Raw genomic sequence first — 14,104 nt, forward strand, 5'->3', positions numbered from 1 at the left:
CTATATGCGCAGTCGCTTCCCGGTGGGGCTGCTGCTTGGGGGTCAGCTGCCGCGATACGTGGAATAGCTGTAAGGCGAAATCAGCAGGGGCACGTGGTAGTGCTCCTGCTCCGCAGAGATACCGAAACGCAGCACCACCACGTCGAGAAATGCTGGCTCGGGCAGTTGCACACCGCGGGCGCGGTAGTAATCGCCGGCATGGAACTGCACCTGATAGACGCCAGTGCGATAATCGTCGCCTTGCAGCAGCGGCGCATCGACCCGGCCATCGCTGTTGGTTGTCGCACTGGCGACCAATTCCAGGTGCGATCCTTCAACGCGGTACAGCTCAACCTTGATCGAGCTGCCCGGGCAACCGTGTGCAGCGTCCAAAACGTGTGTTGTCAAACGTCCCATTGATTCTGCGCGCCTGGCCGCCATGGGCGATCAGACTTCGCGCCTCCCGAAGTCAGGTGAAAGGAGGCCGCACCGATTCGGAGCACGAAAAGTTGCGGCGAGCGACTGATTAAGACACTTTTCAAAAAAATTGTACACAATAAAAACGACATTTTTCGCTTCACCCCCGCCATCCGGGCGTTTATCGCCAAACTGCAAGTAAAGCGCCTGCTCATTGAACCTTCTATTCATTAGCTGACTGGTCAGGCAGGTTTCTTGCAGGCTTGAACCGTTAACAGCAAAAGATGACGGCCGGTGAAAAATGCGAAAATTCAGGCTTACAAAATGTAAATAAAGTTGTATACAATCAGCCCATCGCTGTGACGCCAGCCTGCCAGGCCGCCACACCAATCTGTCAACGTACAAGAAGGAAGACTGCAGTGAGCGCTGACTACCCACGCGACCTGATCGGTTACGGCAGTAACCCTCCTCACCCACACTGGCCGGGCAATGCCCGGATCGCGCTGTCCTTCGTGCTCAATTACGAAGAAGGCGGCGAGCGCAATATTCTGCACGGCGACAAGGAATCCGAAGCCTTCCTGTCCGAGATGGTCGCCGCTCAGCCGCTGCAAGGCGCGCGCAACATGAGCATGGAATCGCTTTACGAGTATGGCAGCCGTGCCGGCGTCTGGCGCATTCTGAAACTGTTCAAGGAATTCGACATTCCGCTGACCATCTTCGCCGTGGCCATGGCCGCCCAGCGTCACCCGGACGTGATCCGTGCGATGGTCGAAGCCGGCCACGAGATCTGCAGCCACGGTTACCGCTGGATCGACTACCAGTACATGGACGAAGCGCAGGAGCGCGAGCACATGCTCGAAGCGATCCGCATCCTCACCGAACTCACCGGTGAACGTCCGCTGGGCTGGTACACCGGTCGCACCGGGCCGAACACCCGTCGCCTGGTCATGGAAGAAGGCGGTTTCCTCTACGATTGCGACACCTACGACGACGACCTGCCCTACTGGGAACCGAACAACCCGACCGGCAAGCCGCATCTGGTGATCCCGTACACCCTCGACACCAACGACATGCGCTTCACGCAAGTGCAGGGTTTCAACAAGGGTGACGATTTCTTCGAATACCTCAAAGACGCCTTCGATGTGCTGTACGCCGAAGGGGCCGAGGCGCCGAAAATGCTCTCGATCGGTCTGCATTGCCGTCTGATCGGCCGCCCCGGTCGCCTCGCTTCGCTCAAGCGCTTTATCGAATACGCCAAAAGTCATGAACAGGTGTGGTTCAGCCGTCGCGTCGACATCGCGCGTCACTGGCAGCAAACCCACCCGTACCAAGGGACTGCAAAATGAGCCGCTTTCAAACCCTGCAACCGTCGACCCTGAGCCGCGACGCTTTCGTCAACGCTTTCGCCGACATTTACGAACACTCGCCATGGGTGGCCGAAAAGGCCTACGACCTCGGTGCGGATGCTTCGATCGACGAGATCGAAACCCTGCACCAGCGCATGAGCGATATCCTGTTGAGCGCCGATCATGCCAGCCAGCTGGCCCTGATCAACGCTCACCCGGACCTGGCCGGCAAAGCCGCCGTCCAGGGCCAACTGACCGAAGCCAGCACCAATGAACAGGCTGGCGCCGGTATTCACCAATGCACGGCCGAAGAGTTCCAGCGCTTCACCGAGCTGAACGACGCCTACAAGGCCAAGTTCAAGTTTCCCTTCATCATGGCGGTAAAAGGCAGCAACCGGCATCAGATCCTCGCGGCGTTCGAAACGCGCATCAACAATTCGGTGGAAGCCGAATTCAAATGTGCGCTGGCGGAGATCAACAAGATTGCCCTGTTCCGTTTACTGACCCTTTAGCAAGCTTGGCCCGAGCGTGAATGAACGCGTAACGCCCAGGGCCCTGCAAGCATCCCCAGCCACTAATTCAAAGGCAGACAAGAAGAATGAAAGCTTACGCCGTACCTTTCGAAAAATACGTCAACCTGGCCGACGCCCGTCTGGGCACCAAGATCATTTCGGTCACCGATGACTGGTTCGCAGACGCCAATCGTCTGTTTCAGCCGACCCCGGCCGTATGGAAGGAGGGCGTGTTCGATGACAACGGCAAGTGGATGGACGGCTGGGAGTCGCGCCGCAAGCGCTTCGAAGGTTACGACAGCGCGGTGATCCGTCTGGGCGTACCGGGCTCGATCAAAGGCGTGGACATCGACACTTCATTCTTCACCGGCAACTACCCGCCATCGGCCTCGCTGGAAGCCTGCTTCCTGACCTCGGGCGAGCCGGATGAAAACACCCAGTGGACCGAAGTGCTGTCGGCCGTCGAGCTGCAGGGCAACAGCCACCACTACCACGAAATCAGCAACGACCAGGCCTTCAGCCACTTGCGTTTCAACATCTACCCGGACGGCGGCGTCGCGCGTCTGCGTGTGTACGGCATTCCGTTCCGCGACTGGTCGGCAGTGGGTGACAACGAGCAAGTCGATCTGGCCGCAGCCCTGAACGGTGGCCGCGCCCTCGCCTGCTCCGACGAACACTTCGGCCGCATGAGCAACATCCTCAACCCGGGCCGCGGCATCAACATGGGCGACGGCTGGGAAACCGCGCGTCGTCGCACCCCGGGCAATGACTGGGTGATCGTCGCCCTGGGTCATCCGGGCGAGATCGAGAAGATCGTCGTCGATACCCTGCACTTCAAAGGCAACTACCCGGACACCTGCTCGATCCAGGGCGCGTTCGTCAAGGGTGGCACTGACAGCCAGATCGAAACCCAGTCGCTGTTCTGGCGCGAACTGCTGCCAAGCCAGAAGCTGGAAATGCACGCCGAGCACACCTTCGTCGAGCAGATCAAAGCGCTGGGCCCGATCACCCACATCCGCCTGAACGTGTTCCCGGATGGTGGCGTGAGTCGCTTGCGTGTATTGGGCAAGGTCGCGAAGTAATGCTGAGTCTGTAGGAGCTGCCGCAGGCTGCGATCTTTTGATCTTAAAAACAAAATCAAAAGATCGCAGGCTTCGCCAGCTCCTACAGGGATTGCGCAAGACGCACTGGCAAGTTGAACAACACAGAATTTTGGATAAGAAGAACAGCATGCGCACATTGACGATTGAACCGCTGACCAAAGAAGCCTTCGCCCCTTTCGGTGACGTGATCGAAACCGACGGCAGCGATCACTTCATGATCAACAACGGTTCGACCATGCGCTTCCACAAACTGGCGACGGTCGAAACCGCGACGCCTGAGGACAACGCAATCATCAGCATTTTCCGCGCGGATGCGCAGGCCATGCCGCTGACCGTTTGCATGCTGGAACGCCATCCGCTGGGCAGCCAGGCTTTCATTCCGCTGCTCGGCAACCCCTTTCTGATCGTGGTCGCGCCAGTTGGCGATGCACCTGTATCAGGCTTGGTCCGCGCCTTCGTCACCAACGGCAGGCAGGGCATCAATTACCATCGCGGCGTCTGGCACCACCCGGTGCTGACGATCGAAAAGCGGGATGACTTCCTGGTGGTTGATCGCAGTGGCACAGGCAATAACTGCGATGAGCATTTTTTCAAAGAGGATGAGCGTCTGATCCTCGCCCCCCACCAATAAGAGAAGGTCTGATCACTCGACAACAAGAGTGACAGGCGAGAGGTAAAGACTGTGGAAGCACATCTGTTGGAATGGCTGAACCTGAGCGTGCGCTGGGTTCACATGATCACTGGCGTGGCCTGGATCGGCGCGTCGTTCTACTTCGTCTGGCTGGAGAACAACCTCAACCGCGTCAACCCGAAAACCGGTCTGGCCGGTGATCTGTGGGCGATCCACGGCGGCGGCATCTACCACCTGGAAAAATACAAACTGGCCCCACCGTCCATGCCGGACAACCTGCACTGGTTCAAGTGGGAAGCCTACTTCACCTGGATGTCGGGGATCGCGCTGCTCTGCGTGGTGTTCTACTCCAACCCGGTGCTCTACCTCGTGGCACCCGGCAGCGGCCTCAGCGGTCCTGAAGGCGTGGCCATCGGTATCGGCTCACTGATCGTCGGCTGGTTCGTCTACGACTTCCTCTGCGATTCGGCCCTGGGCAAGAAGCCCGCCCTGCTCGGCTTCATCCTGTTTGTCCTGATCATTGCCGCGGCCTATGGCTTCAGCAAAGTGTTCAGCGGTCGGGGTGCGTACCTGCACGTCGGCGCGATCATCGGCACCATCATGGTCGGCAACGTGTTCCGCATCATCATGCCGGCACAACGGGCACTGGTCGCGGCGATCGCCGAGAACCGCACGCCGGATCCGGCCCTGCCGGCCAAGGGTCTGCTGCGTTCGCGGCACAACAACTACTTCACCCTGCCGGTGCTGTTCATCATGATCAGCAACCACTTCCCGAGCACTTACGGCAGCCAGTACAACTGGTTGATCCTGGCCGGGATCGCGGTGTTGGCGGTGTTGGTGCGTCACTACTTCAACACCCGTCACGACAGCCACAAGTTTGCCTGGACCCTGCCGGTCGCAGCGGTGGGCATGATCAGCCTGGCCTACGTCACCGGCCCGACGCCGATGTCGAACGCACCTGAAGTAGCCAAGGCGCCAGCCAAAATCGAATACCAACCGCTGCCGGAAACGGCACTGGGCGGTGGCGCAAAACCGGCTGAAGCGGCGACACCTGCGGCACCGGCAGCCCCTGCAACAGCGCCAGCGCCAGCGCAAGCCTCGAATGCCGGACCCGGTTTCGACAAAGTACACAACGTGATTCAAGAGCGTTGCACGGTGTGCCATTCGTCCAAACCGACCAGTCCGTTGTTCAGCGCAGCCCCGGCCGGGGTGATGTTCGACACCCCCGAGCAGATCCGCCAGAACGCCGCGCGCATTCAGGCGCAAGCCATCACCACGCAGATCATGCCACTGGGCAACATCACCCAGATGACCCAGCAGGAACGTGACCTGATCGGTGCCTGGATTGCCCAGGGAGCGCAGACCAACTAAGCCACACAACAGCCTGTGTAAAAGCAGGCTTTTGTGGCGAGGGAGCTTGCTCCCGCTGGACTGCGCAGCAGGCCCTGCTCTTCTGAAGAGAGGGCCGCTTCGCGCCCCAGCGCGAGCAAGCTCCCTCGCCATAAGACCTGATGCAAATAAACAGCTGTGAGCAACCCGGCAGCTGTTAATCACAAGAATAAAAAAGATCCGAGGTGTTGCATGTCCGAGCTGTCCAAAGCGCGCATCCCCGACGCACCCGCCATTCAGCGTTTGCCCCTTTTGCAACTGATCCTGGTCGGTCTGCAACATGTTCTGCTGATGTACGGCGGTGCCATCGCGGTGCCGCTGATCATCGGACAGGCCGCTGGCCTGAGTCGTGAAGAAATCGCCTTCCTGATCAACGCCGATCTGCTGGTCGCCGGGATTGCCACCATCGTGCAGTCGCTCGGCATCGGCCCGATGGGCATTCGTATGCCGGTGATGATGGGCGCCAGTTTCGCCGCGGTCGGCAGCATGGTCGCCATGGCCGGCATGCCCGGTATCGGTCTGCAAGGCATCTTCGGTGCGACGATCGCCGCCGGTTTCTTCGGCATGCTGATCGCACCGTTCATGTCCAAGGTCGTGCGTTTCTTCCCGCCGCTCGTCACCGGCACGGTCATCACCTCGATCGGTTTATCGCTGTTCCCCGTGGCCGTGAACTGGGCCGGTGGCGGTGTCGACGCCGCCCAATTCGGTTCGCCGATTTATCTGGCCATCGCTGCGCTGGTGTTGGCCACCATCCTTTTGGTCCACCGCTTCATGCGCGGATTCTGGGTGAACATTTCCGTGCTGATCGGCATGTGCCTGGGCTACGTATTGTGCGGCGTGATCGGCATGGTCGACCTCAGTGGCATGGCCAGCGCACCGTGGATTCAGTTTGTCACCCCGCTGCATTTCGGCATGCCGAAGTTCGAGCTCGCGCCGATTCTGTCGATGTGTCTGGTGGTGGTGATCATCTTCGTCGAGTCCACCGGGATGTTCCTCGCGCTGGGCAAGATCACCGGCCAGGAAGTCTGCCCGCGCATGCTCCGTCGCGGCTTGCTGTGCGATGCCGGCGCGTCGTTCTTCGCCGGTTTCTTCAACACCTTCACCCACTCCTCGTTCGCGCAGAACATCGGCTTGGTGCAGATGACCGGCGTGCGCTGCCGTTCGGTGACGATCGTCGCCGGCGGTCTGCTGATCGTCCTCAGCCTGCTGCCGAAAGCGGCATTTCTGGTGGCATCGATTCCACCGGCGGTGTTGGGCGGCGCGGCGATTGCGATGTTCGGCATGGTCGCGGCCACTGGCATCAAGATCCTGCAAGAAGCCGACATCGGTGACCGGCGCAATCAGTTGCTGGTCGCGGTGAGCATCGGCATGGGCCTGATCCCGGTGGTGCGTCCGGAATTCTTCGCTCATCTGCCGATGTGGATGAGCCCGATCACCCACAGCGGCATCGCCATGGCCACCCTCAGCGCGCTGACCCTGAACCTGCTGTTCAACATCCTCGGCGGCAAGGAGCGTGCGGCGATCAACGATTGCCATGCTCATTGACAGCCTCACCAATTCCCCCTGTAGGAGTGAGCCTGCTCGCGATTGCGTCTTTTCAGTCAACTGATTTGTTGAATGTAATCCCGCTATCGCGAGCAGGCTCACTCCTCCAAAGGGATCGCAACTCTGTGCCTTGAAAATAAAAACAAGAGGGAGCAACAGATGATCCGCACGCAAGGCAACGTTCTGTTGAGTGGCGGCCTGCTGGGCGCGAGTCAGGCCATGGCCGGCGATCTGCTGCTGTGGCAGAGCAATAGCCTCAGCTACCTGTACGGCAAGAATTTCGCGATCAACCCGTCGTACCAGCAGACAGTCACTTTCGAACACGCCGACAAATGGAAGTACGGCGACAACTTTCTGTTCGTCGACAAGATCTTCTACAACGGCAAGGAAGATGCGAACAAAGGCCCGCACACCTTCTACGGCGAGTTCACCCCGCGCCTGTCCTTCGGCAAGATCCTCGACCGCAAGCTCGAGTTCGGCCCGATCAAGGACGTGCTGCTGGCGATGACCTACGAGTACGGCGAAGGCGAAAGCGAGGCCTACCTGATCGGCCCCGGCTTCGACCTGAAAGTGCCCGGTTTCAACTACTTCACGCTGAACATTTTCCGCCGCCACACCGAAGGCCCGCGCCCCGGCGATGGCGTTTGGCAGATCACCCCCGCGTGGTCGTGGAGCTTCCCGCTCGGCAATTCCGATGTGCTGATCGACGGCTACCTCGACTGGGTCGTCGACAATGACGAGAACTCGCGCGGCACTTACCACGCCAACCTGCACATCAATCCGCAGATCAAATACGACCTCGGCAAAGCCCTGGGCTGGAGCCAGAAGCAGGTGTACGTCGGCACCGAATACAGCTACTGGAAGAACAAATACGGCATCGAGAACACCCATACCTTCGACACCAACCAGAACACCGCCAGCCTGCTGCTGAAGGTGCACTTCTGAGATGGCCCGCAACCGTGCGCCATGCCTGTTGTCGGTGCTCTGTTGCGGGGCACTTGAGCGCTGGCCGAGGAGTCAGTATTCTCCGCGGCCTTCCGCATTCGCTGTAAAAAAAAGCCCGGATTCAATTTCTGACCGAAAAGCCAACTTATCCCGGCCACGGTCAGTCCTGAGGCCTCCCGAAAACACGCTCGTCGACTGTTTTTCAGCAGCCGAACGGGCGTTTTTTGGTTTTTCGAAAGCCTTGGCGCAGCTTTTGCTACCAGCATCCAAAGCTGACCGATCGGATGAAATTTGCGGTACGAAAAAAGGCGCCACATCAGAGCGCCGAACTTAAAAAAATAACGTGGAACACCTATTTTTGGGAGCAACCGAATGAAACGCATGTGCACCAGCCTGATGCTGGCCGGATCGATGTTCGCTGGCGGCCAGGCGATGGCCGAAGGCCTGCTGCAGTGGCAGAACAACAGCCTGACCTATCTGTATGGCAAGGACTTCCAGGTCAACCCGCGCATTCAGCAGACCGTGACTTTCGAACACGCCGATGCGTGGACGTACGGGGATAATTTCTTCTTCTTCGACAAGATCTTCTATAACGGTGGCAAAGACTTCAGCAACGGTCCGAATACCTACTACGGTGAATTCAGCCCACGCATCTCGCTAGGCAAGGTGCTCGACCAGAAGATCGAGTTCGGCCCGGTCAAGGACGTCCTGGTCGCCATGACCTACGAATTCGGTGAAGGCGATACCGAGGCCTACCTGATCGGTCCAGGCTTCGACCTGGCGATCCCGGGCTTCGATTACTTCCAGCTGAACTTCTACCAGCGTCACACCCAGGGCGCCCGCGCCGGTGACAATGTCTGGCAGATCACCCCCGTCTGGTCCTACACCATTCCGGTGGGCAAATCGAACATCCTCATCGACGGCTTCATGGACTGGGTGGTCGACAACGACTCCAACTCAAAAGGCGACTACCATGCCAACCTGCACTTCAACCCGCAGGTCAAATACGACCTGGGCAAGGCGCTGAATTTCGGCGAGAAGCAGTTGTATGTCGGTGTCGAATACGACTACTGGTCGGACAAGTACGGGATCAAGGACAGCCAGTACTTCAAGACCGATCAGAGCACCACGAGCTTCCTGGTGAAGTTCCACTTCTGACCCTAAAAGCTTCGCGAGCAGGCTCGCTCCCACATTCGACCGAGTTCCAGTGTGGGAGCGAGCCTGCTTGCGAAGGCCTTACCGCAGATTTCAGGCGGGAGCTACTGCTTCGGATATCCGCAGAAACCGGCACAGCTCCTCGCGCTTGGCCAACGCATCCCGCCGCCCCAACTCGATCAACTCGCTGCAATACCCCGCCTCGAACAACAGATAACTCAACACCCCCGCTCCGCTCGTCTTTGTCGCCCCAGGCCCACGCAAAAACAGGCGCAACGCCGCTGGCAGTTCCTGGCGATGGCGTGCCGCGATTTCATCGATCGGCTGACTCGGCGCAATCACCAGCACCTCCACCGGCGCCACACCCAGCACGCGGGTAGGCGTGCCGGCCGGGAGCAAATGACTGAATTGGTTGAGCCGTTGCAGCAATTCGATGTCGCTCTCCAGACTGTCGATGAACGTGCTGTTGAGCATGTGCCCGCCGATCTGCGCCAGCGTCGGTTGCTGGCCGCTGTAGGCGCGCTCCAGTGGCTGCTGCGGATCGAGGCCGCGCGGGTTGCCGCTGACGCCCACCACCAGCACGCGACTGGCGCCCAGGTGCAACGCCGGACTGATCGGCGCCGACTGACGCACCGCGCCGTCACCAAAATATTCCTCACCGATTTTCACCGGCGCGAACAACAGCGGGATCGCCGAACTGGCTAACAGGTGATCGACCGACAGTTGGGTCGGCATGCCAATGCGTCGATGCCGCAGCCAGGCGTCGATGGTGCCGCCACCCTGATAGAACGTCACCGCTTGTCCCGACTCGTAGCCGAACGCAGTCACCGCTACCGCATGCAGTTGCTTGCGCGCGATGGATTCGGCGATGCCGGGCAGGTGCAGTTTTTCCTCGAGCAGTTCGCGCAGTGGCGAACTGTTGAGCAGCGCCACCGGCATTTGTCGACCGAGACCGAGCAGGCTGTGGCTGACGAAACGGCTGGCTTGATGGATGACTCCGGGCCAGTCGCTGCGCAATACGCGATGGCTGCGAAAGCCTTGCCAGAACTGGGTCAGGCGTTCGATGGCGGCGCGAAAATCCGTGGCGCCACTGGCCAGGCTGACCGCATTGATCGCCCCGGCCGAGGTGCCGACGATCACCGGAAACGGATTGTCCGCGCCGGCCGGAAGCAGCTCGGCAATCGCCGCCAGCACCCCGACCTGATACGCCGCCCGAGCCCCGCCGCCGGAAAGAATCAAACCTGTGACCGGTTCAGCAGGACTCATCGCAACACTCCGGGATGCTTGTCAGGACGGGTGATTCAACGGCGCTTGGGATAAAGCTTCGGCTCGCCCGGCGGGCGGCTCTTGAAGCGCCGATGCGCCCACAGATACTGCTCGGGGCAGGCACGCATGGCGCTCTCGACCCACTGATTGATCCTGATGCAATCGGCCTCTTCGCTCTCGCCGGGAAAATCCTCCAGTGGCGGATGGATCACCAGCCGATAACCACTGCCATCGGCCAGCCGTTCCTGGGTGAACGGCACCACCAGCGCCTTGCCCAGGCGGGCAAATTTGGTCGTTGCGGTGACCGTGGCGGCCTGGATGCCGAACAGCGGCACGAAGATGCTCTGCTTGGCGCCGTAGTCCTGATCCGGTGCGTACCAGATCGCCCGGCCCGAGCGCAGCAGCTTGAGCATCCCGCGCACGTCGTCGCGCTCCACGGCCAGCGAATCCAGATTGTGTCGCTCGCGGCCACGGCGCTGGACGAAGTCGAACAATGGATTTTTGTGCTCGCGGTACATGCCATCGATGGTGTGCTGCTGGCCGAGCAGCGCCGCGCCGATTTCCAGGGTGGTGAAATGCGCGGCCATGAGGATCACCCCCTTGCCTTCGCGCTGGGCCTTCTGCAGATGTTCAAGGCCTTCGACATGCGCCAGTTTCGCCAGACGTTCGCGCGACCACCACCAGCTCATCGCCATTTCGAAGAAGGCGATGCCGGTGGAGGCGAAGTTTTCCTTGAGCAGGCGTTTGCGCTCGGCGGCGGATTTCTCCGGGAAGCACAATTCCAGATTGCGCCGGGCGATGGTCCGCCGGTCACTGGCGACGCGATACATCAACGCACCCAAAACTCGACCGATGGTCAGCAGCGCCGGATACGGCAACTGCACGATCAGCCACAAAAGCCCCAGGCCGCACCAGAGCGGCCAGAAGCGCGGAGCAAGATATGCTTTTCGAAAACGCGGGCGATCCATTAAAGCTTCCGTAAATACAGTGGCCGCGCATTCTACATCGTTCGACCCGGCTTGCGGCTCGCGGGCGTTCTCGTTATAAGTCTCGGCACTTTTAGTGACAAGCCGTTGTATGCCGACATGAGCCAAACCGACCCGTTAGACCAAGATCCCGTATTCCAGCTCAAGGGCAGCATGCTGGCCATCACTGTGCTGGAACTGGCCCGTAACGACCTCGAAAGCCTCGATCGGCAATTGGCCGCCAAAGTCGCCCAGGCGCCGAATTTCTTCAGCAATGCACCGCTGGTTCTGGCGCTGGACAAACTGCCGCCGAACCAGGGCGCAGTCGACCTGCCGGGGCTGATGCGTGTCTGCCGCCAGCATGGCCTGCGCACCCTGGCGATTCGTGCCAGCCGCATCGAAGACATCGCCGCCGCCATCGCCATCGACATTCCCGTGCTGCCACCCTCCGGCGCCCGCGAGCGCCCATTGGAGACGCCGGAAGTCGAGGTCAAAAAGAAGCCGGAAAAACCGCCTGAGCCGACCGTCAAACCGACCCGCGTGATCACTACGCCAGTACGTGGTGGCCAACAGATATACGCCCAGGGTGGCGATCTGGTCGTGGTCTCCTCGGTCAGTCCGGGGGCGGAACTTCTCGCCGATGGCAACATCCATGTATACGGCCCGATGCGCGGCCGTGCACTGGCCGGCGTCAAAGGTGACACCAAGGCACGGATTTTCTGTCAGCAATTGAGCGCTGAACTGATCTCCATCGCCGGTCATTACAAGGTCTCCGAGGATCTGCGTCGCGATCCGATGTGGGGCTCGGGCGTCCAGGTCAGCCTGTCGGGCGACGTGTTGAACATCATTCGGCTTTAACGGATACTGCCGCATTTTCCAAGCATCTCTAAAACGTAGCGAAAACGGCTCAAACGAAGTAGGAAAAAGGCCTAAAGCCAAATTCCAGCCAAGGCTGTCCGACTGCAGTAGTTTTCAAGAGATGTTTTTCAGGGGCTGAACAGTCCTTCTTCCTTAGGGGTGAAACACCTTGGCCAAGATTCTCGTGGTTACATCCGGCAAGGGTGGTGTGGGTAAGACCACCACCAGCGCCGCTATCGGTACCGGTCTCGCTCTGCGCGGCCACAAAACAGTGATCGTCGACTTCGACGTGGGCTTGCGTAACCTCGACCTGATCATGGGTTGCGAGCGCCGCGTGGTGTATGACTTCGTCAACGTCGTGAACGGCGAAGCCAACCTGCAACAGGCGCTGATCAAAGACAAGCGCCTGGAAAACCTCTACGTACTGGCGGCCAGCCAGACCCGCGACAAAGACGCGCTGACCGTCGAAGGCGTGGAAAAAGTCCTGATGGAGCTCAAGGAACAATTCGAGTTCGTCGTCTGCGACTCCCCGGCGGGCATCGAGAAAGGTGCGCACCTGGCCATGTACTTCGCCGATGAAGCGATCGTCGTGACCAACCCGGAAGTCTCCTCGGTTCGTGACTCGGACCGCATGCTCGGCCTGCTGGCGAGCAAATCGCGTCGCGCCGAACGTGGCGAAGACCCGATCAAGGAACACCTGCTGATCACCCGCTACCACCCGGAGCGCGTTGAAAAGGGCGAGATGCTCGGCGTTGAAGACGTCAAGGAAATCCTCTCGGTAACCCTGCTCGGCGTCATCCCGGAATCCCAGGCAGTGCTCAAGGCTTCCAACCAGGGCGTGCCGGTAATTCTCGACGACCAGAGCGATGCCGGTCAGGCTTACAGCGATACCGTCGACCGCCTGCTGGGCAAAGAAAAAGCCCACCGATTCCTCGATGTCGAGAAGAAGGGATTCTTCGAGCGCCTGTTTGGAGGTAGGTAATGAACCTTTTTGACTTCTTTCGTGCCAACAAAAAGCCAAGTACCGCCTCGGTAGCGAAAGAGCGTCTACAGATCATCGTGGCGCATGAGCGCGGCCAGCGCAGCACGCCGGATTACCTGCCAGCCTTGCAAAAGGAACTGGTCGACGTGATCCGCAAGTACGTCAACATCGGCAACGACGACGTACACGTTGCACTGGAAAGCCAGGGCAGTTGCTCGATTCTGGAACTCAACATCACCCTGCCCGATCGCTGAGTCGATCCGGCAGGAACAACGGCGGTTCAGGGCCATCCCCATGCGGGAATGGCCCTGAACCGCCGTTGGCATTTGTTACGAGGCTGTTTTAATGCCGCTGTCCAACATCCGCATCATCCACGAGGACGCCGCCGTTCTGGTGGTCGACAAACCGACCCTGCTGCTCTCGGTGCCCGGCCGTGCCGACGACAACAAGGACTGCCTGATTACCCGTCTGCAGGAAAACGGCTACCCGGAGGCGCGCATCGTCCATCGCCTGGACTGGGAAACCTCCGGCATCATCCTGCTGGCCCGTGATGCCGACACCCATCGCGAGCTGTCGCGGCAGTTTCATGACCGCGAAACCGAAAAGGCCTACACCGCTCTGGCCTGGGGTCAGCCGGAACTCGACAGCGGCAGCATCGACCTGCCCCTGCGTTATGACCCACCGACCAAGCCGCGTCACGTGGTCGATCACGAATTCGGCAAGCATGCATTGACGTTCTGGAAAGTACTGGAGCGCTGCGGCGACTGGTGCCGTGTCGAACTGACACCGATCACCGGTCGCTCCCATCAGTTGCGCGTACACATGTTGTCGATCGGCCATCCGCTGCTGGGTGACGGGCTCTATGCCCACGAGCAAGCGCTGGCGGCCTGGCCACGGCTGTGCCTGCACGCCAGCATGCTCAGCTTCACCCACCCGCAAACCGGCGAACGCCTGCGCTTCGAGTGCCCCGCCCCGTTCTGACCGGCCACAACGATTTAATGTAGGAGTGAG

General features: G+C 60.0%; 15 protein-coding genes. 12 read left to right on the forward strand and 3 right to left on the reverse strand.

All coding sequences use genetic code 11. The features are described from left to right. Positions 1 to 42: 42 nt before the first annotated feature. Positions 43 to 396, reverse strand: a complete 354-nt coding sequence (gene uraH, locus BLU71_RS12955; protein ID WP_041479332.1) for a hydroxyisourate hydrolase — start codon at positions 394 to 396, stop codon at positions 43 to 45. A 419-nt stretch (positions 397 to 815) separates the two neighbouring features. On the opposite strand from uraH, the gene puuE reads away from it, so the two are divergent. The 8 genes from puuE (at position 816) to BLU71_RS12995 (ending at position 9,025) form a co-directional block, all read left to right on the forward strand. After that, a complete protein-coding gene (gene puuE, locus BLU71_RS12960; protein WP_042608504.1) occupies positions 816 to 1,742 on the forward strand; it encodes an allantoinase PuuE in 927 nt (308 codons plus the stop codon). Next, a complete protein-coding gene (gene uraD / locus BLU71_RS12965; RefSeq protein ID WP_064364561.1) occupies positions 1,739 to 2,254 on the forward strand; it encodes a 2-oxo-4-hydroxy-4-carboxy-5-ureidoimidazoline decarboxylase in 516 nt (171 codons plus the stop codon). Before puuE ends, uraD begins: the two co-directional genes overlap by 4 nt. 86 nt (positions 2,255 to 2,340) lie before the next feature. Then, positions 2,341 to 3,336 carry an allantoicase gene (alc, locus tag BLU71_RS12970; protein ID WP_083353248.1) on the forward strand — a complete coding sequence of 332 codons (996 nt, stop codon included), beginning with the start codon at positions 2,341 to 2,343 and terminating at the stop codon, positions 3,334 to 3,336. A 148-nt stretch (positions 3,337 to 3,484) separates the two neighbouring features. Beyond that, positions 3,485 to 3,988, forward strand: coding sequence for an ureidoglycolate lyase (locus tag BLU71_RS12975; RefSeq protein ID WP_083353249.1), 504 nt, complete (start codon positions 3,485 to 3,487; stop codon positions 3,986 to 3,988). Between the two features lie 51 nt (positions 3,989 to 4,039). Then, positions 4,040 to 5,359, forward strand: a complete 1,320-nt coding sequence (locus BLU71_RS12980; protein ID WP_083353250.1) for a urate hydroxylase PuuD — start codon at positions 4,040 to 4,042, stop codon at positions 5,357 to 5,359. A 210-nt stretch (positions 5,360 to 5,569) separates the two neighbouring features. After that, complete coding sequence (locus tag BLU71_RS12985) at positions 5,570 to 6,922, forward strand: nucleobase:cation symporter-2 family protein (RefSeq protein WP_042608508.1); 1,353 nt, start codon at positions 5,570 to 5,572, stop codon at positions 6,920 to 6,922. 159 nt (positions 6,923 to 7,081) lie between these two features. After that, positions 7,082 to 7,867, forward strand: coding sequence for an outer membrane protein OmpK (locus BLU71_RS12990; protein ID WP_083353251.1), 786 nt, complete (start codon positions 7,082 to 7,084; stop codon positions 7,865 to 7,867). Between the two features lie 372 nt (positions 7,868 to 8,239). Then, positions 8,240 to 9,025 carry an outer membrane protein OmpK gene (locus tag BLU71_RS12995; protein WP_042608510.1) on the forward strand — a complete coding sequence of 262 codons (786 nt, stop codon included), beginning with the start codon at positions 8,240 to 8,242 and terminating at the stop codon, positions 9,023 to 9,025. 90 nt (positions 9,026 to 9,115) lie between these two features. Here the strand turns inward: BLU71_RS12995 and BLU71_RS13000 are convergent, their stop codons facing one another. Together BLU71_RS13000 and BLU71_RS13005 are read right to left on the reverse strand one after the other, a co-directional pair. Beyond that, positions 9,116 to 10,288: a patatin-like phospholipase family protein gene (locus BLU71_RS13000; RefSeq protein WP_083353252.1), complete on the reverse strand. Its 1,173-nt coding sequence runs from the start codon at positions 10,286 to 10,288 to the stop codon at positions 9,116 to 9,118. 35 nt (positions 10,289 to 10,323) lie between these two features. Continuing rightward, positions 10,324 to 11,256 carry a lipid A biosynthesis lauroyl acyltransferase gene (locus BLU71_RS13005; protein ID WP_042608512.1) on the reverse strand — a complete coding sequence of 311 codons (933 nt, stop codon included), beginning with the start codon at positions 11,254 to 11,256 and terminating at the stop codon, positions 10,324 to 10,326. A gap of 117 nt (positions 11,257 to 11,373) precedes the next feature. Between BLU71_RS13005 and minC the strand changes: the two genes are divergently transcribed. The 4 genes from minC to BLU71_RS13025 all read left to right on the forward strand — a co-directional run bounded on the left by minC (position 11,374) and on the right by BLU71_RS13025 (position 14,074). Beyond that, complete coding sequence (gene minC, locus BLU71_RS13010) at positions 11,374 to 12,111, forward strand: septum site-determining protein MinC (RefSeq protein ID WP_038861964.1); 738 nt, start codon at positions 11,374 to 11,376, stop codon at positions 12,109 to 12,111. Positions 12,112 to 12,280: 169 nt separating this feature from the next. Continuing rightward, on the forward strand, positions 12,281 to 13,093 hold the full coding sequence (minD, locus tag BLU71_RS13015) for a septum site-determining protein MinD (RefSeq protein WP_007913953.1): 813 nt from the start codon (positions 12,281 to 12,283) through the stop codon (positions 13,091 to 13,093). Beyond that, on the forward strand, positions 13,093 to 13,347 hold the full coding sequence (gene minE, locus BLU71_RS13020; RefSeq protein WP_003223146.1) for a cell division topological specificity factor MinE: 255 nt from the start codon (positions 13,093 to 13,095) through the stop codon (positions 13,345 to 13,347). The genes minD and minE overlap by 1 nt, the downstream gene beginning before the upstream one ends. Positions 13,348 to 13,438: 91 nt before the next feature. Beyond that, positions 13,439 to 14,074, forward strand: coding sequence for an RluA family pseudouridine synthase (locus BLU71_RS13025; protein WP_024012204.1), 636 nt, complete (start codon positions 13,439 to 13,441; stop codon positions 14,072 to 14,074). The last annotated feature ends 30 nt before the right edge of the window (positions 14,075 to 14,104 follow it).

Origin of the sequence: Pseudomonas moraviensis (assembly GCF_900105805.1) — a bacterium.
GTDB lineage: Bacteria > Pseudomonadota > Gammaproteobacteria > Pseudomonadales > Pseudomonadaceae > Aquipseudomonas > Aquipseudomonas moraviensis_A.